The organism is Streptomyces cavernae, from assembly GCF_004023625.1.
Lineage (GTDB): Bacteria > Actinomycetota > Actinomycetes > Streptomycetales > Streptomycetaceae > Streptomyces > Streptomyces cavernae.
Genome location: NZ_RPDJ01000014.1, coordinates 1 through 17,485 on the forward strand (window position 1 = coordinate 1; position 17,485 = coordinate 17,485).

The window sequence follows — 17,485 nt, forward strand, 5'->3', positions numbered from 1 at the left end:
CCGCCCGGCCATTTTCGCGCCTTCCAACCCCGTGTCATGGGCGGCGATGGGTCACCGAAGTACGGGTGACCCGTCGCCGCCCGCTTGCTCTGCTCGCTGACTCCGCGCGCGGTGAACCAGGATGCGGGACCGATCGGGAGCAAGGCCTCCGGCGCAGGTGAGCAAGGCCGTCCGTGCCGCAGTGAGTAGCGTCTCAACCGGGATCGCGCCGTCCGGCCGCCCCGGTGCTTCGTCCCATGTCAGGATGCTCAGCAAGCCCGTCCCAGGATTCTTCCTCACGGGCGACCCGGCGCTCAGGTGAGAGCAAAGTTCCCTTCCGGTCACCCACAGCCACAGCACGGAAACGCGTGCTCCCTACCTTCGGGAACGTCGCGGTAGCCGGAAATGCGTGGAGGCGTGAGATGACTGCCCCAGTCAGTGGTACAGCCCCGAGCAGGGGTGGTCGGTGGATCGAGGAGTGGGATCCGGAGAACGAGCAGTTCTGGAAGGAGACCGGTGAGAAGGTCGCCCGCAGGAACCTGATCTTCTCGGTGCTCTCAGAGCACATCGGGTTCTCCATCTGGACGCTGTGGTCCGTGATGGTGCTCTTCATGGGCCCCGAGTACGGGCTCACCCCGGCCGACAAGTTCTTCATCGTGTCGATGGCGACACTGGTCGGCGCGATCGTCCGCATCCCCTACACCTTCGCGGTCGCCATCTTCGGCGGGCGGAACTGGACGATCGTCTCCGCGAGCATGCTGCTCCTGCCGACGATCGCCGCCTTCATCTTCATGGAGCCCGGCACCTCGTTCACCACCTTCCTGCTGTGCGCGATGCTCGCCGGTGTCGGTGGCGGCAACTTCGCCTCGAGCATGACCAACATCAACGCGTTCTTCCCCCTCAGGAAGAAGGGGTGGGCGCTGGGGCTCAACGCCGGCGGCGGCAACATCGGTGTGCCGGTCGTGCAGCTCGTGGGTCTCGGTGTCATCGGTGCCAGTGCGGGGCCGCGGGTGCTGCTCGGGATCTACATCCCGTTCATCATCATCGCCGCAGTCCTCGCCGCGGTGAAGATGGACAACATCGCGCACATGAAGAACGACACCGGCGCGGCCAAGGAAGCCGTCAAGGACGCGCACACCTGGATCATGTCCTTCCTCTACATCGGGACGTTCGGGTCGTTCATCGGCTACAGCTTCGCCTTCGGCCTGGTGCTGCAGACGCAGTTCGGCCGTACGCCGCTGCAGGCCGCTTACGTCACCTTCATCGGCCCGCTGCTCGGTTCGCTGATCCGGCCCGTGGGCGGTGCGCTCGCCGACCGGTTCGGCGGCGCGAAGATCACGCTGTGGAACTTCGTCCTCATGGCCTTCGCCACCGGCATCATCGTCATCGCGTCGATGCAGAAGTCGCTGCCGCTGTTCACCACGGCGTTCATCGCGCTGTTCGTGCTCACCGGCCTCGGCAACGGCTCCACGTACAAGATGATCCCGGGCATCTTCCAGGCCAAGGCCGCCGCCAAGGGGCTGGAGGGTGAGGAGGCCGCCTCGTACGGACGGCGGCTGTCCGGGGCCTCGATGGGCATCATCGGAGCAGTGGGTGCGCTCGGCGGACTCGGTATCAACCTCGCCTTCCGTCAGTCCTTCCTGACCGTGGGCTCCGGGACGGGCGCCTTCATCTCCTTCCTCGCCTTCTACGGGCTCTGCTTCGCGGTCACCTGGGCTGTATACCTTCGCAAGCCGAACGCGGAAGCTCAGGCCAAGGCTTCTGCATCGGAAGCAAAGCCGCAGCTCAGCTACGCCGAGGTGTGACGTAACACGCCTGACATCGAGTTGAACCGAGCCTGTCACTCACCGTTGACAGGCTCGGTCGACCGCTGTGCGCCAGTGCACAGAGCCGCAAACTGTCCCCGACCCTGGTCCGCACAGAGCCGCACTCAAGCCCCTGCCCCAGACCCAGAGGACACCACTCGAGCCCGGGACGAGAGCCATGTACCACGAACAGCAGCAACACGGTCCCCTGTCGGGGTTCACCGTCGGAGTGACGGCGGCACGCCGGGCCGACGAACTCGGCGCCCTGCTCCAGCGGCGGGGCGCCGCAGTCCTGCACGCGCCCGCCCTGCGTATCGTGCCACTCGCCGACGACAGTGAACTGCTCGCCGCCACGAAGGGCCTGCTCGCCCAGGCACCCGACATCGTGGTCGCCACCACAGCCATCGGTTTCCGCGGCTGGATCGAGGCCGCCGACGGGTGGGGACTGGGTGAGGAACTGCTGAACCAGCTCCGCAGCGTGGAACTGCTCGCCCGCGGACCGAAGGTCAAGGGCTCCATCCGGGCCGCCGGGCTCACCGAGGAGTGGTCACCGTCCTCCGAGTCGATGGCCGAGGTGCTCGACCGGCTGCTGGACCACGGCGTCGAGGGGCGCCGGATCGCGGTCCAGTTGCACGGCGAACCGCTGCCCGGGTTCGTGGAGGCGCTGCGCGAGGGGGGAGCGGAGGTCGTCGGCGTTCCCGTGTACCGGTGGATGCCGCCGGAGGACATCGGGCCGGTCGACCGGCTGCTCGACGCCACCGTGAGCCGTGGCCTCGACGCGGTGACCTTCACCAGCGCGCCCGCCGCCGCCTCCCTGCTCTCCCGCGCCGAGGAGCGCGGAATGCTGCCCGAACTGCTCGACGCCCTCCGCCACGATGTGCTGACCGCCTGCGTGGGGCCGGTCACCGCCCTGCCGTTGCAGGCGCGCGGCATCGACACCGTCCAGCCCGACCGGTTCCGGCTCGGGCCGCTGGTCCAGCTGCTCTGCACCGAACTCCCCAGCCGGGCCCGGACGTTGCCGATCGCGGGGCACCGGGTGGAGATCCGCGGGCACGCGGTGATGGTGGACGACGCACTGCGTCCCGTACCGCCCGCCGGGATGTCGCTGCTGCGGGCCCTGTCGAAGCGGCCGGGATGGGTGGTGGCCCGCTCCGACCTGCTGCGGGCGCTGCCCGGGTCGGGCCGTGACGAGCACGCGGTGGAGACGGCGATGGCCCGCCTGCGCACTGCCCTCGGCACGCCCAAGCTGATCCAGACGGTGGTCAAGCGCGGCTACCGGCTGGCCCTGGACCCCGCTGCGGACGCCAAGTACGCCGACATGTGAACCGTGCCACCGGGGCGTCAGCCATGCCCTCCGTCCTGCGCCGGGTGATACGGCGGCGGCTGAGCCGTGGGCGTGCGTTACCGATGACCGCGCATGTCACCGTGACGTACGCAGGTCACCGATGACACGCGGTCGCTGATGTCCCGAGACGCCCGGGCCCTGGCTCCCCGGAATGTGCGACCGAACACGCGGCCTTCCGCACGCGGCCTTCCCGGTACGCCTCCGGGAGGGCACTGTAGGGATACGGACTCCGGGCGGCCCCGGGCGGCCTTCGCGCCGGCAACCCCTCGGCCCGACCCTGCGGCGGTAACCCCAAGGCGGTGACAGGCACATGGCACTGGGTACGGCCACGACCGCGACTACGACGCCCACGGCCCCGTACGAGATGCGGTTCGACTCCGGGCGGATCTGTCTGGATCTCGTCGCCACCACGCATCCCGAGGAACGGCTCGGCTCCGTGGAGCGGTTGAGGTTCTGGATCATGAGGGCCGGGCTGATACCGGCCGGGACCTCGCTCGCGGCGGTCGGCCCCGAGTGGCTGGTCGCCTTCTGCGAACTGCGCGGACACGTCGAACAATTGGTGTGCGGCGAACTCGACGGCCGGCCCGCCGACGCCGCCCTCAACCGGGTCAACGGGCTCGCGATGTACCGGACGCCCGCGCCTCGCGCGGTCCGCACGGACGACGGAACCCTGTTGAGGAGGCTGCACGCCCCGCCCGGTTGTGCGGAACTGCTCGCCGTGGTTGCCCGTGACGCCGTCGAACTGCTGACGGACCCGGTGGCCCGGGCCGGCCTGCGCCAGTGCGAGGGGGACAACTGCCCCATCGTGTACCTCGACACGTCCCGGGGCCGCCGTCGGCGGTGGTGCTCCAGCGAGGTGTGCGGCAACCGGGAACGGGTGGCCCGGCACCGGCGGCGGGCGGCGCTCGCCCGGGCGTAGTGAGCGGGCCACCGGAACACCTCGGCACCCCGTCGAAAGCGGCACGGTCGACCGGCTGAGCCGGCGTCAGGCGTGCCCCGCGGGAGAGGCGAGTCGGCGTCAAGCGCCCCGCACGGGTCGGTGAGTGGGCTCGAGAGGGTCCGAGGCGGTCTGACCCGGGGTTTTGTACATATTGTTCTCGGCCCTCGGTGTTTGCCGCCGGGGGCAGAGTCGTGCCGCCTGAGGCGGAGCGGTGACAGGGGAAACCTGCCCGTCAAATCACCCAAGCAGGAACAGAACCACCCGTCTCAGGGGCCTCAAACATCCGATTTCTCGATTCTCTGAACTTCTCTCAGAATCTCTTGAACACAGACACGTCCGTACGCGTATCCGGATGTGAGCGACCGACTCGGGGGAACCCCCGGACACCGGAGGTAGGCGTGCGCAAGGATCCAGCCGTGGCTGATGAACGCACTCCGAGGGCCCGACATCGAATGTCCCAGCAGCCCTCGGAACCAGACGAGGAACTGATGCGTGCCCTGTACCGGGAGCATGCGGGTCCGTTGCTCGCCTATGTGCTGCGGCTTGTCGCGGGGGACCGGCAGCGTGCCGAGGACGTCGTGCAAGAGACGCTCATCCGTGCCTGGAAGAATGCCGGTCAGCTCAACCGAGCTACCGGTTCCGTTCGACCCTGGCTGGTGACGGTCGCCCGACGCATCGTCATCGACGGACACCGCAGCCGGCAGGCCCGGCCGCAGGAGGTGGACCCGTCGCCGCTGGAGGTCATTCCTGCGGAGGACGAGATCGACAAGGCACTGTGGCTGATGACACTGTCGGACGCACTGGAAGACCTGACCCCTGCCCATCGCGAGGTCCTGGTCGAAACGTATTTCAAAGGGCGTACCGTCAATGAGGCAGCCGAGACTCTCGGCATACCCAGTGGCACGGTGCGTTCACGAGTGTTCTACGCGCTTCGCTCGATGAAGCTGGCGCTGGAGGAGCGGGGGGTGACGGCATGAACACGTTCCAACGGGGGCCCAGCGAGATTCACGAGACGGTCGGCGCTTACGCGCTCGGCATTCTCGACGACGCCGAGGCCACACAGTTCGAGGCACACCTCGCCACCTGCGAGTGGTGCGCCCAGCAACTGGACGAGCTGGCCGGCATGGAGCCGATGCTCGCCCAACTCGCCGATCTGCCCTCGGCCCACGGCGGCACACCGGCGCTCGGCGAACAGCTCGCGGCCCGGCCGAGCCAGCGGCTGTCGGACCGGCTGGCCGTCGAGGTGACGAACCAGCGCGCCAAGAAGAGCCGGCGCAACTTCTTCATGCTCGCCGCCTCGGCGGTGCTGGGCCTCGGCGGTGTTGCGGGCGGATTCGCCGCGGCATCCGGCGGCGACAGCGGCTCGAATCCCCCGGTGGCCGGCAGCAGCGCGCAGAAGGACTTCACCACCCTCTCGGACAAGGCCACCGCGACCGACCCCACCACCAAGGTCAGCGCCACCGTCGCCATGGCGTCGCGCCCCTGGGGCACCCAGACGGTCGTGGAGCTGAGCAACGTCGAGGGACCGAACAAGTGCGCACTGGTTGCCGTGAGCAAGAACGGCACCCGGGAGACGCTCTCCTCATGGGCCGTTCCCAAGTGGGGCTACGGCCTCGCGAACGCCACGGACGAGCGCGGCAGGTCCCCGCTCTACGTGAACGGCGGCGCCGCGATGAGCATGAACGAGATCGACCACTTCGAGGTCGTGAGCCTCGAGGACGACAAGAAGCTGGTGACGGTGGACGTCTGAGCGAAATCCGGAGCGCACTTGTAGCGCTCACGTAGCCTCCATGGGCCCCCTTCGCGTACGGTTGACGGCTGCATTGCACGTCAGAAGGGGGCCCGGTGGCCGCTCAGCACGCCGCGCACGCCACGGTCGATTCGACCCGCGACCGTGAGATCAGCGTCGAACAGACGCATCTCGACCGGGTCTACCGGCGCCTCGAGGAGAAGATCCACGAGGCGGAGTTCCTCATGCGCGACGCCGCCCAGCGCGGCCAGGTCGGCACGCCGGGGGCGCTCGCGGAGCGGGACGCGCAGGTCTTCCGCGCCGGGATCCATCTCAACCGGCTGAACAACGAGTTCGAGGACTTCCTGTTCGGCCGGATCGACCTTCTTCCCGGCAAGGACGGGAAGAAGGGGCCCGACGGCGCGTACACCGCGGTGGAACCGGCCGAGGGCGCCGTCCGAGCCGACAGCACGGCCGACATCGCGGAGACCCTGCACATCGGGCGCATCGGGGTCCTCGACGCCGACTACGCACCCCTGGTGATCGACTGGCGCGCGCCCGCCGCCGCCCCCTTCTACCGCTCCACCCCGGTCGACCCGGGGCGCGTCGTACGCCGCCGCGTGATCCGCTCCAAGGGACGCCGGGTGCTCGGTGTCGAGGACGACCTCATGCGGCCCGAGCTGACGGCGTACCTCGACGGCAGCGAACTGCCGGTGATCGGCGACGGCGCGCTGATGGCCGCGCTGGGCCAGGCCCGTACGCACACGATGCGGGACATCGTCGCGTCCATCCAGGCCGAGCAGGACCTGGTGATCCGGGCCCCCGCCGCTTCCGTGACCTATGTGGAGGGCGGCCCCGGCACCGGCAAGACGGCGGTGGCGCTGCACCGGGCCGCGTACCTGCTCTACCAGGACCGCCGCCGGTACGCGGGCGGCATCCTGATCGTCTCGCCCACCCCCCTGCTGGTGGCTTACACCGAAGGCGTCCTGCCCTCGCTCGGCGAGGAGGGCCAGGTCGCGATCCGGGCGCTCGGGTCCCTGGTCGACGGCGCGGAGGCCACGCTGTACGACGCGCCGGCGGTGGCGCGCGTCAAGGGTTCGTACCGGATGCTGAGGGTGCTGCGGAAGGCGGCGCGGGGAGCTCTGGAGACCCCGCCCGAGGCGCCCGCGCAGCTCGCCCTCGGCGAGGACGACGAACCGGCCGCCCCCGCGCTCGCCCTCGCCGGGACCGGAACGCCCACCCGGCTCCGGGTGGTCGCCTTCGGTCGCCGTCTGGAGCTTCAGGACGAGGAACTCACCCGCATCCGCCGGTCCGCGCTCAGCGGCACCGCCCCCGTCAACCTGCTGCGGCCCCGGGCCCGCAGGCTGCTCCTCGACGCGCTCTGGGAGCAGTCCGGCGCCGCCGGCCGGCACACCGACCCGGAACTCGCCGCCGAACTGCGTTCCTCCTTCGACGAGGACATCACCGCCGAGGACGACTTCATCGCGTTCATGGACGCCTGGTGGCCCGAGCTGACGCCCCGCGGCGTCCTGGCCGCCATGGCGGACGAGCGACGGCTGGGGCGTTGGGCGCGGCGCGAGCTCAACCCGGGCGAGGTGCGCCGTGTCGCCCGCTCGCTGCGGCGCGACGGGCTGACCGTGCACGACGTGGCCCTGCTCGACGAGCTCCAGGCGATCCTCGGCGTCCCGGCCCGTCCGCGGCGCAAGCGCGAGGCGGACCCGCTGGACCAGCTCACCGGCCTCGAGGAGCTGATGCCGGTGAGGGAGGAGTCCCAGCGCGAACGCGCCGAACGGCTCTCCCAGGAACGGGTGGAGTACGCGCACGTCATCGTGGACGAGGCCCAGGACCTCACGCCCATGCAGTGGCGGATGGTCGGCCGCAGGGGACGGCACGCCACCTGGACCGTGGTCGGCGACCCGGCCCAGTCGTCGTGGTCGGACCCGGACGAGGCCGCGGAGGCCCGCGACGAGGCCCTCGGCACCCGCCCCCGCCGCCGCTTCACCCTCACCGTCAACTACCGCAACCCGGCGGAGATCGCCGAACTGGCGTCGAAGGTGCTGGCCCTGGCCATGCCCGGCTCGCCGTCACCGTCCGCGGTCCGCTCGACGGGAGTACGACCGCGGTTCGCCCCCGTACGGGACTCCCTCGCGGCGACCGTACGGGCGGAGGCCGCACGGCTGCTCGACCAGGTGGACGGCACCGTGGGTGTGGTCGTCGCCATGAACCGGCGCGCGGAGGCGGCGCGCTGGCTCGCCGGGCTCGGCGACCGAGTGGTGGCGCTGGGCAGCCTGGAGGCGAAGGGACTGGAGTACGACGCGACGGTCGTCGTCTCGCCCGCGGAGATCGCCGACGAGTCGCCGGCCGGCCTCAGGGTGCTGTACGTGGCGCTGACTCGTGCGACCCAGCAGCTGACGGTCGTCTCGGCGGACCGGGACGAGCCGGACGCGAACGGCGTGCCCGATCTGCTGAGGGACTGACGCGGATGTCTCTGAGCACTGGCCCGGATGTCGTGAAGTACGGACCCGGATGTCCGGGACCGACCGGGTCCTGTGAGGTGCCGGCCCGGCGGTTCCGGCACGTCCCGGTACCCCGCAAGATGAACTCTCGGTACGGGAATTGCCTTACGGGGATCGTTTGTTACCGTTGACGTGGCACCGGCTCGATCCAAGCCCCCGGGCCCAACCTTAGTCGCTTCGAGCGACCACTTGCCGCGAGGCGAGCATGGCGGGTCGGTGCCACTGAACCTCTGAGAGGGGTCCACGTCACCAGGTGACGTGGACCCCTCTCGTCTGTCCCAAGTGAGCCGGATTCTCCGTGGCACCCGGTGCCACCTGCGCGAACAATACGTTCGCAATCCGGGGCGGTTACCACGTACTCCGCGGTAGGTGCGACGATCGGGGAACGTCTCGGCGCGATCGCGCCCCGTTAGGCGTACACGCTCCACAGTGACAGACGGTGAAAGCAGAGGAAGTCGGCCATGGCAACGGCGCCCAGCGTGTCCTACTCGATGACGGTTCGCCTGGAGGTGCCCGCGAGCGGAACCGCGGTCTCCCAGCTCACCACGGCCGTCGAGTCCTCCGGCGGCTCGGTCACCGGCCTCGACGTGACCGCCTCCGGTCACGAGAAGCTGCGTATCGACGTCACCATCGCCGCCAGCTCCACCGCGCACGCCGACGAGATCGTGGGCAAGCTGCGCACCATCGAGGGCGTCACGCTCGGCAAGGTCTCCGACCGTACGTTCCTGATGCACCTCGGCGGCAAGATCGAGATGGCCTCCAAGCACCCCATCCGCAACCGTGACGACCTCTCCATGGTCTACACGCCCGGTGTGGCCCGCGTCTGCATGGCGATCGCCGAGAACCCCGAGGACGCCCGCCGCCTCACCATCAAACGCAACTCCGTCGCGGTCGTGACGGACGGCTCCGCCGTCCTCGGCCTCGGCAACATCGGTCCCAAGGCCGCCCTGCCCGTCATGGAGGGCAAGGCGGCCCTCTTCAAGCGGTTCGCGGGCATCGACGCCTGGCCGCTGTGCCTGGACACCCAGGACACCGACGCCATCGTCGAGATCGTCAAGGCGATCGCCCCCGGGTTCGCCGGCATCAACCTCGAGGACATCTCCGCCCCGCGCTGCTTCGAGATCGAGGCCCGGCTGCGTGAGGCCCTCGACATCCCCGTCTTCCACGACGACCAGCACGGCACCGCGATCGTGGTCCTCGCCGCCCTGACCAACGCCCTCCGCGTCGTGGGCAAAGCGATCGGCGACGTCCGGGTCGTGATGTCCGGCGCGGGCGCGGCCGGCACGGCCATCCTCAAGCTGCTCATCGCCGCCGGCGTCAAGCACGCCGTGGTGGCCGACATCCACGGTGTGGTGCACGCGGGCCGCGAGGACCTCGTGGAGGCCGCCCCGGACTCGCCGCTGCGCTGGATCGCCGACAACACCAACCCCGAGGGCGTCACCGGCACCCTGAAGGAGGCCGTGCGCGGCGCCGACGTGTTCATCGGCGTCTCGGCTCCGAACGTGCTCGACGGCGATGACGTGGCGGCCATGGCGGACGGCTCCATCGTGTTCGCGCTCGCGAACCCGGACCCCGAGGTCGAGCCGGCGGTCGCCCGTCAGACGGCGTCGGTCGTGGCCACCGGCCGCTCCGACTTCCCGAACCAGATCAACAACGTCCTGGTCTTCCCGGGCGTCTTCCGCGGCCTGCTCGACGCCCAGTCGCGCACGGTCAACACGGAGATGATGCTCGCCGCCGCGACCGCGCTGGCGGACGTGGTGACGGAGGACGAGCTGAACCCGAACTACATCATCCCGAGCGTCTTCAACGACAAGGTCGCGGGTGCGGTCGCGGGTGCGGTTCGCAACGCCGCGAAGGCCGCGGGAGCGGCAGCCGGCTCAGGCACGGGCTCCTGAGCGTCGACGGGGCCGTATCCTGGGGGCTGTCACCCCGGACCCCGCAGCGGTCCGGCCGTGGCCTCGTCCGCGGTCGCCTCGTCCGCGATCGTATGGGCGGGGCGTCGGCGGAGCCGGTCCCGGGGCGATCGTGACCACCGCGACGTCGGTGGTCCGTGACCAGGCCACCACAGTGGTTTGTGAGCAGGCCACTGCTGTGGTTTGTGACCACTGCCACGGCGGGCCCGCGCGGCGCGTCGCGGAGTGTGGCGGTCGAAACCGCCCTTTAGGGTGGCGGGCACACACCCGAAGATCCTGCGGTCCGCTGCCGGGAGCGAGCGGAGTGTCACCAGTTCGAGGCAGTGGCGCTTTTCGTGTGACTCCCAGGGGTGCCGGATTGGCTTTCCCGCCGCAGGTGGGGGCAGGATGCGTCTCTGGGCGCGAGGGTCCGCCAAGGACCCGGGTCCGGGGACCGCCGATGGCCCTGGCAGCATCGGCTTCGCTGTGCCCAAACATGCGGCTCCGCCGCGTGGCACGCCTCAACGGCAAGATGAACACGGGAGTAACAACATGAACCGCAGTGAGCTGGTGGCCGCGCTGGCCGACCGCGCCGAGGTGACCCGCAAGGACGCCGACGCCGTGCTGGCCGCGTTCGCCGAGACCGTCGGCGAGATCGTTGCCAAGGGCGACGAGAAGGTCACCATCCCCGGCTTCCTGACCTTCGAGCGCACCCACCGTGCGGCGCGCACCGCGCGCAACCCGCAGACCGGTGACCCGATCCAGATTCCGGCGGGCTACAGCGTCAAGGTCTCGGCGGGCTCCAAGCTGAAGGATGCCGCCAAGGGCAAGTAAGCCCCGGGCACACGGGCCCCCGGGTCGGACCGATCCCCGGGCACGAGAGCCGCATCACAAGCGCCGGTGGGGCGGTACCCGAGTCGAACTCGGGTACCGCCCCACCCTTGTTTTGTGCCGGCTCGTGTCCGGCCCGGCTGCTTGTGCCGGCTCCTGTTGCTTTGTGCCGGCTCGTGTCCGGCTGCTCGGTGCCGGCTGCTGCGCAGCCCGCCGCTGAGGGCGTGTTCCTGTCAGCCGAGGGCCTTGCCGGGCAGCTCCACCTTCGCCCCGAGCTCCACGAGCTTCTCCATGAAGTTCTCGTAGCCCCGGTTGATCAGGTCGATGCCGTGCACCCGGGACGTGCCCTGCGCCGCCAGCGCCGCGATCAGATACGAGAAGCCGCCGCGCAGGTCGGGGATGACCAGGTCGGCGCCCTGCAGCCGGGTCGGGCCCGACACCACCGCGGAGTGCAGGAAGTTGCGCTGCCCGAAGCGGCAGTCGGAGCCGCCGAGGCACTCGCGGTAGAGCTGGATGTGCGCCCCCATCTGGTTGAGCGCCGAGGTGAATCCGAGCCGGGACTCGTACACCGTCTCGTGGATGATCGACAGCCCCGTGGCCTGGGTGAGGGCGACGACCAGCGGCTGCTGCCAGTCGGTCTGGAAGCCCGGGTGGACGTCCGTCTCCAGGGCGATGGACTTGAGCTGGCCGCCGGGGTGCCAGAAGCGGATGCCGTCGTCGTCGATCTCGAAGGCGCCGCCCACCTTCCGGAAGGTGTTCAGGAAGGTCATCATCGAGCGCTGCTGGGCGCCCCGGATGTAGATGTTGCCCTCGGTCGCCAGCGCCGCCGACGCCCAGGAGGCCGCCTCCAGCCGGTCCGGGAGCGCCGCGTGGGTGTAGCCGCCGAGTTTCTCGACGCCCGTGACGCGGATGGTGCGGTCGGTGTCCATCGCGATGATGGCGCCCATCTTCTGCAGCACGCAGATGAGGTCCTCGATCTCCGGCTCGATCGCCGCGTTCGAGAGTTCCGTCACACCCTCCGCGAGGACCGCTGTGAGCAGCACCTGCTCGGTGGCGCCCACCGACGGGTAGGGCAGCCGGATCTTGGTGCCGCGCAGCCGCCGCGGGGCCTCCAGGTACTGGCCGTCGGCACGCTTCTCGATCTTCGCGCCGAACTGCCGCAGCACCTCGAAGTGGAAGTCGATCGGCCGGCCGCCGATGTCGCAGCCGCCCAGACCCGGGATGAAGGCGTGCCCGAGCCGGTGCAGCAGCGGGCCGCAGAACAGGATCGGGATGCGCGAGGAGCCCGCGTGGGCGTCGATGTCGGCGACGTTCGCGCTTTCCACGTGCGACGGGTCGAGCACCAGCTCACCGGGGTGTTCCCCGGGCCGGACCGTCACTCCGTGGAGCTGGAGAAGCCCACGGACCACGCGGACGTCGCGGATATCGGGGACGTTGCGCAGTCGACTTGGCGCGCTGCCGAGCAGGGCGGCGACCATGGCCTTCGGCACGAGGTTCTTCGCACCGCGGACACGGACCTCGCCCTCCAGGGGGGTTCCGCCATGGACAAGCAGTACGTCATCAACGTCGTTGACGGTCATGAATCTCGCGTTCCGATGAGATGGGCAGGGGCAAGGGGAAAGGGTAGTCGCGTCACACCCCCCTTCCGTAAGCCCGCGTTGCCCTCAGCCACGTCATAGATTTGCCACAACACGACCCGCGCCCGGTCGGCCACACCGCGTCACGAGACGATGCACGCGCCCGTCGTGCCTCCCTGCGCCGGTCCGTTCCCCGCCGCCCGCCCCTCGGACCGGGTCCCACCAGCGCGGTCGTCGCATGGGCGGTCCGATTCCCGGGCGCATTCACTCACTGACCCCGATTGCCTCCCCATGAGCGGGGAAGATGCGGGATCATGTCTGGCATGACCGAGGTGTCCTCGCTCACAGGGCGGTTGCTCGTGGCAACACCCGCCCTGGCGGACCCGAATTTCGACCGCGCGGTGGTGCTCCTCCTCGACCACGACGAGGAGGGCTCGCTCGGCGTCGTCCTCAACCGCCCCACGCCGGTGGACGTGGGGGACATCCTGGAGGGCTGGGCGGACTACGCGGGCGAGCCCGGTGTCGTCTTCCAGGGCGGTCCGGTCTCGCTCGACTCGGCACTCGGTGTGGCGGTGATCCCCGGCGGCTCGGCCGAGCGCGCGCCGCTCGGCTGGCGGCGGGTGCACGGCGCGATCGGTCTCGTCGACCTGGAGGCGCCACCGGAGCTGCTCGCCGCGGCGCTGGGTTCGCTCAGGATCTTCGCGGGCTACGCGGGCTGGGGCCCGGGCCAGCTGGAGGACGAGCTGACGGAGGGGGCGTGGTACGTGGTCGAGTCGGAGCCCGGCGACGTATCCTCGCCGGCCCCGGAGCGGCTGTGGCGCGAGGTCCTCAGACGCCAGCGCAACGAGTTGGCGATGGTCGCCACGTACCCCGACGACCCTTCGCTGAACTGATGTCTGTCAGCTTCAGTACTCTTGCAGTCATGAGCACTCTTGAGCCCGAGCGCGGTACCGGTACGGGGACCCTGGTAGAGCCGACACCGCAGGTGTCGCACGGCGACGGCGACCACGAGCGCTTCGCCCATTACGTCCAGAAGGACAAGATCATGGCGAGCGCGCTCGACGGCACGCCCGTCGTCGCCCTCTGCGGCAAGGTGTGGGTCCCCGGCCGCGACCCGAAGAAGTACCCCGTATGCCCCATGTGCAAGGAGATCTACGAATCCATGGGCTCGGGCGGCGACGAGGGCAAGGGCGGCGACAAGTAACGGACCCGTCCACCGGCGGCGGTACGGCCGGTGGCGCGGGCTGCCCGGAAGCGACCTTTTCCCGCGGCTGTGTACGGCCTGCCCGGAAGCGGCCCCGTTCGTCCCATGGCGGACTTTGGCTCATGAGTGCCCTTCGCCGTTCGCCGGCTCATCGAGCGTCCACGGCATGACCAAGGCGCGCCGCGTGCGCGGCTGAAAACAGCAAGGCCCCGGATGTGCGTTCTCTGCGCGTCCGGGGCCTTTGTGCTGCCCGGGTCGTTGCACGGGCTGCTTCCGGCGGTCACAGAGTGGTTGAGACCTCTTGTCGGGCCGTTCGCCTTCCTTCTAGCCTCCGACGTGTTGTGGAGAGCGAAACAGCCATTGCACACCTTGCAACACTTCTTCCGAAGGGCTCCGATGAATCTCTCTGCCAGGACCACCGTCTCCCTCGCGGCGCTCCTCGTGGCCGGACTGACCGCCACCTCCTGCGCCCCCGGAACCTCCGACAACTCCTCGGGCGGTGACGAGAAGAGCGGCACGCTCCGCGTCTGGCTCTTCCAGGAGGTCGACAACACGCCCAAACAGAAGGTCGTCGACTCCGTGGTCGCCGCGTTCGAGAAGGAGCACGAGGGCACCGAGGTCGAGGTCGAGTACATACCCGTCGACACCCGAGCCGAGCGCATGAAGTCGGCCTTCAACGACCCCGAGAGCGCGCCGGACATCGTGGAGTACGGCAACACCGACACGGCCGGGTACGTCAACGACGGCGGACTCGCCGACATCACCGAGGAGTTCAAGGCCTGGAAGGAGGCCGCGGACACCGACCCGACCGCCCAGCAGTCCGTCACCGTCGACGGCAAGATCTACGGCGCGCCGTTCTTCGTCGGGGTCCGCTCCCTGTACTACCGCACCGACGTCTTCCAGGAACTCGGCCTCAAGCCCCCCGCCACCATGGACGAGTTGGCGACGACGGCGAAGAAGATCCGCAAGGCCGAGCCGGAGTTGTACGGGTTCGCGGTCGGCGGTGCGCAGACGTTCGCCGCCCTGCCGTACATCTGGGCCAACGGGGGTGAACTGGCCGAGGAGAGCGGCGGGAAGTACACCGCCGCCATCGACAGCGCAGCCGCCCAGAAGGGCATCAAGGCCTTCACCTCCCTCTTCGACGACGACAACTGCCCGGCCGCCAAGTGCGCGAGCATGACCGGCAACGATGTCGTCACCGCCTTCGCGGCGGGGAAGGCGGGCATGGCCCTCGGCGGTGACTTCAACCACCAAGCGGTGGAGGCGGGGAAGGTCAAGGGCAAGTACGCCGTGGTGCCGCTGCCGGGTCTGACGGCCGGCTCCATCGCACCCGCTTTCGCGGGCGGCAACAACATCGGTGTCCTGAAGAGCACTTCGCACCGCACGCTCGCCGTCGACCTGATGGAACAGCTCGCCTCGAAGAAGACCCAGGGCGAACTCTTCGACGCGATGGGCTTCCTGCCGACGTTCAAGAGCGTGCGTGAAGAGACCGCCACGAAGGAGCCGTTCGTCGCGCCGTTCATCAAGACCCTGGGCGCCGGAACCAAGTTCGTGCCCGCCTCGCCCGCCTGGTCGCAGATCGACTCCTCGCTGGTGCTGCCGACCATGTTCCAGGAGATCATCAGCGGCAAGAAGGACGTGGCGGCGGCGTCCGCCGAAGCGGCGAAGAAGATGAACGACGCGTTCAGCTCCGCGGGGTGACCCCGATGACCGACAACCCCGTCACGCCCGACCGCAGTGCGACGGCCGAGGCCGATGACGTACCGGTCCGGGCGTACGGCGAGGTGCCCGTAGCGGTGGCGGATGCTGCGCGCACGCCGGCGGGAGTGCCGTCCGGCGGGCAGGCCGTTCCCCGGAGTGTCCGGGCGGCCGCCCCCGGGAAGGCGCGGCAGTCGTCCGGGGGCGGCCGGCTGGGGCCGCGTGGGGTGGGCTGGACTCCCTGGGTGTATCTCGCGCCCGCGTTGGTCGTCCTGGGTGCGCTGCTGGTCTATCCCATCTACCAACTCGGGCTGATCTCGTTCCTGAGGTACACCCAGGCGCAGGTCAGCGGCGGTCGACCCACCACCTTCGAAGGGTTCGGCAACTACCGGACCCTCTTCGTCGACGACCAGTTCTGGCAGGTCCTCGGCGCCACCGTGGTGTTCGCGGCGGCCTGTGTCGTGTCGACCCTGGCGGTCGGCTGTGCGCTGGCCGTGCTGCTGACCCGGGTGCGTGCCCTGCCGAGGCTCGCGCTGATGCTGGCCGCGCTCGGCGCCTGGGCCACACCCGCCGTCACCGGGTCCACCGTCTGGCTGTTCCTTTTCGACCCCGACTTCGGCCCCGTCAACCGGCTGCTGGGCATCGGCGACCACTCGTGGACGTACGGCCGTTACAGCGCCTTCGCGCTCGTCCTGCTCGAGGTGGTGTGGTGCTCCTTCCCGTTCGTGATGGTCACCGTCTACGCGGGCATCCGCGCCGTACCCGTCGAGGTGCTGGAGGCGGCGGCCCTGGACGGCGCCTCGCAGTGGCGCACCTGGCGCTCGGTGCTCGCGCCGATGCTCCGGCCGATCCTGGTGGTCGTCACCATCCAGTCGGTCATCTGGGACTTCAAGGTGTTCACCCAGATCTACGTGATGACCAACGGCGGCGGCATCGCCGGACAGAACCTGGTGCTCAACGTGTACGCGTATCAAAAGGCTTTCGCGTCCTCGCAGTACAGCCTCGGCTCCGCGATCGGTGTCGTGATGCTGCTCATTCTGCTGGCGGTCACCCTGGTCTATTTGCGGCTGCTCCGGCGGCAGGGGGAGGAACTGTGAGCCGGTCCGTAGTCGTCACGCGGCCCTCGCTGCTCGCGCGCCTGCGTATCCGGCGGCCCTGGCGGCTGGCCGCGGAGGTCTCCGCGCTGCTGATCGCGCTGGTGGTCGCCTTCCCGCTGTACTGGATGGCGCTCAGTGCCATCAAACCCGCGGGCGAGATCGAGTCCAGCGAGCCCCGGCCCTGGACGCTCGCCCCGAGCCTGGATTCCTTCCGGCGCGTCTTCGAACAACAGGAATTCGGCCGCTACTTCCTCAACAGCGTGATCGTCGCGGGCAGTGTCGTCGTCGCCTCCGCGTTCATCGCATTCCTCGCGGCCACCGCCGTGACGCGATTCCGCTTCCGTTTCCGTACCACCCTGCTGATCATGTTTCTGGTCGCCCAGATGGTGCCCGTGGAAGCGCTCACCATTCCGCTGTTCTTCCTCATGCGGGACTTCGGGCAACTCAACACCCTCGGCTCGCTGATCCTGCCTCACATCGCCTTCTCGCTGCCCTTCGCGATCTGGATGCTGCGCGGTTTCGTGAAGGCCGTCCCGGAGGCGCTGGAGGAGGCCGCCTACATCGACGGCGCCAGCCGTGCGCGGTTCCTGTGGGGAATCCTGTTCCCGCTGGTTTTCCCCGGTCTCGTCGCGACGAGCGTCTTCTCCTTCATCTCCGCCTGGAACGACTTCCTGTTCGCGAAGTCGTTCATCATCAGTGACACCTCCCAGTCGACCCTCCCCATGGCCCTCCTCGTCTTCTTCAAGCCGGAGGACACGGACTGGGGCGGCGTCATGGCCGCGTCGACCGTGATGACGATTCCGGTTCTGGTGTTCTTCGTACTCGTGCAGCGGCGCCTGGTCTCCGGACTGGGCGGCGCGGTAAAGGACTGA

The 17,485-nt window shown here is 69.4% G+C and carries 14 protein-coding genes; 13 read left to right on the forward strand and 1 reads right to left on the reverse strand.

The annotated features are described in order from the left end of the window. The first annotated feature begins 401 nt into the window (after positions 1 to 401). From EF387_RS23500 to EF387_RS23535, 8 genes are all read left to right on the forward strand, one after another. Positions 402 to 1,784: a nitrate/nitrite transporter gene (locus EF387_RS23500; RefSeq protein ID WP_128378598.1), complete on the forward strand. Its 1,383-nt coding sequence runs from the start codon at positions 402 to 404 to the stop codon at positions 1,782 to 1,784. 178 nt (positions 1,785 to 1,962) lie between these two features. Further along, on the forward strand, positions 1,963 to 3,108 hold the full coding sequence (locus EF387_RS23505) for a uroporphyrinogen-III synthase (protein WP_128378599.1): 1,146 nt from the start codon (positions 1,963 to 1,965) through the stop codon (positions 3,106 to 3,108). A gap of 331 nt (positions 3,109 to 3,439) precedes the next feature. Then, entirely contained in the window at positions 3,440 to 4,048 is a 609-nt protein-coding gene (locus tag EF387_RS23510; protein ID WP_128378600.1) for a CGNR zinc finger domain-containing protein, read from the forward strand. Positions 4,049 to 4,521: 473 nt separating this feature from the next. Beyond that, on the forward strand, positions 4,522 to 5,046 hold the full coding sequence (locus EF387_RS23515; protein ID WP_128378601.1) for a sigma-70 family RNA polymerase sigma factor: 525 nt from the start codon (positions 4,522 to 4,524) through the stop codon (positions 5,044 to 5,046). Further along, on the forward strand, positions 5,043 to 5,819 hold the full coding sequence (locus EF387_RS23520; RefSeq protein ID WP_128378602.1) for an anti-sigma factor family protein: 777 nt from the start codon (positions 5,043 to 5,045) through the stop codon (positions 5,817 to 5,819). Before EF387_RS23515 ends, EF387_RS23520 begins: the two co-directional genes overlap by 4 nt. A gap of 95 nt (positions 5,820 to 5,914) precedes the next feature. After that, a complete protein-coding gene (locus EF387_RS23525; RefSeq protein ID WP_238431651.1) occupies positions 5,915 to 8,275 on the forward strand; it encodes a HelD family protein in 2,361 nt (786 codons plus the stop codon). Between the two features lie 500 nt (positions 8,276 to 8,775). Beyond that, a complete protein-coding gene (locus EF387_RS23530; RefSeq protein ID WP_128378604.1) occupies positions 8,776 to 10,209 on the forward strand; it encodes an NAD-dependent malic enzyme in 1,434 nt (477 codons plus the stop codon). Between the two features lie 549 nt (positions 10,210 to 10,758). After that, on the forward strand, positions 10,759 to 11,040 hold the full coding sequence (locus tag EF387_RS23535; RefSeq protein WP_128378818.1) for an HU family DNA-binding protein: 282 nt from the start codon (positions 10,759 to 10,761) through the stop codon (positions 11,038 to 11,040). Between the two features lie 230 nt (positions 11,041 to 11,270). Here the strand turns inward: EF387_RS23535 and murA are convergent, their stop codons facing one another. After that, positions 11,271 to 12,617 carry a UDP-N-acetylglucosamine 1-carboxyvinyltransferase gene (gene murA, locus EF387_RS23540; RefSeq protein WP_128378605.1) on the reverse strand — a complete coding sequence of 449 codons (1,347 nt, stop codon included), beginning with the start codon at positions 12,615 to 12,617 and terminating at the stop codon, positions 11,271 to 11,273. Positions 12,618 to 12,937: 320 nt separating this feature from the next. Here murA and EF387_RS23545 point away from each other — a divergent pair, with 320 nt between their 5' ends. The 5 genes from EF387_RS23545 (at position 12,938) to EF387_RS23565 (ending at position 17,485) form a co-directional block, all read left to right on the forward strand. Next, positions 12,938 to 13,507, forward strand: coding sequence for a YqgE/AlgH family protein (locus tag EF387_RS23545; RefSeq protein ID WP_162467197.1), 570 nt, complete (start codon positions 12,938 to 12,940; stop codon positions 13,505 to 13,507). Positions 13,508 to 13,536: 29 nt separating this feature from the next. Then, complete coding sequence (locus tag EF387_RS23550; RefSeq protein ID WP_030651613.1) at positions 13,537 to 13,818, forward strand: DUF3039 domain-containing protein; 282 nt, start codon at positions 13,537 to 13,539, stop codon at positions 13,816 to 13,818. A gap of 396 nt (positions 13,819 to 14,214) precedes the next feature. Further along, positions 14,215 to 15,519: an extracellular solute-binding protein gene (locus tag EF387_RS23555; RefSeq protein WP_128378607.1), complete on the forward strand. Its 1,305-nt coding sequence runs from the start codon at positions 14,215 to 14,217 to the stop codon at positions 15,517 to 15,519. A gap of 5 nt (positions 15,520 to 15,524) precedes the next feature. Next, on the forward strand, positions 15,525 to 16,613 hold the full coding sequence (locus EF387_RS23560; protein ID WP_238431652.1) for a carbohydrate ABC transporter permease: 1,089 nt from the start codon (positions 15,525 to 15,527) through the stop codon (positions 16,611 to 16,613). Further along, positions 16,610 to 17,485 carry a carbohydrate ABC transporter permease gene (locus EF387_RS23565; RefSeq protein ID WP_238431653.1) on the forward strand — a complete coding sequence of 292 codons (876 nt, stop codon included), beginning with the start codon at positions 16,610 to 16,612 and terminating at the stop codon, positions 17,483 to 17,485. The genes EF387_RS23560 and EF387_RS23565 overlap by 4 nt, the downstream gene beginning before the upstream one ends.

Excerpts from the sequence above, each read along its gene's own strand:
- EF387_RS23500 (WP_128378598.1), top strand. The coding sequence starts at position 402 with ATGACTGCCCCAGTCAGTGGTACAGCCCCGAGCAGGGGTGGTCGGTGG.
- EF387_RS23505 (WP_128378599.1), top strand. The coding sequence starts at position 1,963 with ATGTACCACGAACAGCAGCAACACGGTCCCCTGTCGGGGTTCACCGTC.
- EF387_RS23510 (WP_128378600.1), top strand. The coding sequence starts at position 3,440 with ATGGCACTGGGTACGGCCACGACCGCGACTACGACGCCCACGGCCCCG.
- EF387_RS23515 (WP_128378601.1), top strand. The coding sequence starts at position 4,522 with ATGTCCCAGCAGCCCTCGGAACCAGACGAGGAACTGATGCGTGCCCTG.
- EF387_RS23520 (WP_128378602.1), top strand. The coding sequence starts at position 5,043 with ATGAACACGTTCCAACGGGGGCCCAGCGAGATTCACGAGACGGTCGGC.
- EF387_RS23530 (WP_128378604.1), top strand. The coding sequence starts at position 8,776 with ATGGCAACGGCGCCCAGCGTGTCCTACTCGATGACGGTTCGCCTGGAG.
- EF387_RS23535 (WP_128378818.1), top strand. The coding sequence starts at position 10,759 with ATGAACCGCAGTGAGCTGGTGGCCGCGCTGGCCGACCGCGCCGAGGTG.
- murA (WP_128378605.1), bottom strand. The coding sequence starts at position 12,617 with ATGACCGTCAACGACGTTGATGACGTACTGCTTGTCCATGGCGGAACC.
- EF387_RS23545 (WP_162467197.1), top strand. The coding sequence starts at position 12,938 with ATGACCGAGGTGTCCTCGCTCACAGGGCGGTTGCTCGTGGCAACACCC.
- EF387_RS23550 (WP_030651613.1), top strand. The coding sequence starts at position 13,537 with ATGAGCACTCTTGAGCCCGAGCGCGGTACCGGTACGGGGACCCTGGTA.
- EF387_RS23555 (WP_128378607.1), top strand. The coding sequence starts at position 14,215 with ATGAATCTCTCTGCCAGGACCACCGTCTCCCTCGCGGCGCTCCTCGTG.
- EF387_RS23560 (WP_238431652.1), top strand. The coding sequence starts at position 15,525 with ATGACCGACAACCCCGTCACGCCCGACCGCAGTGCGACGGCCGAGGCC.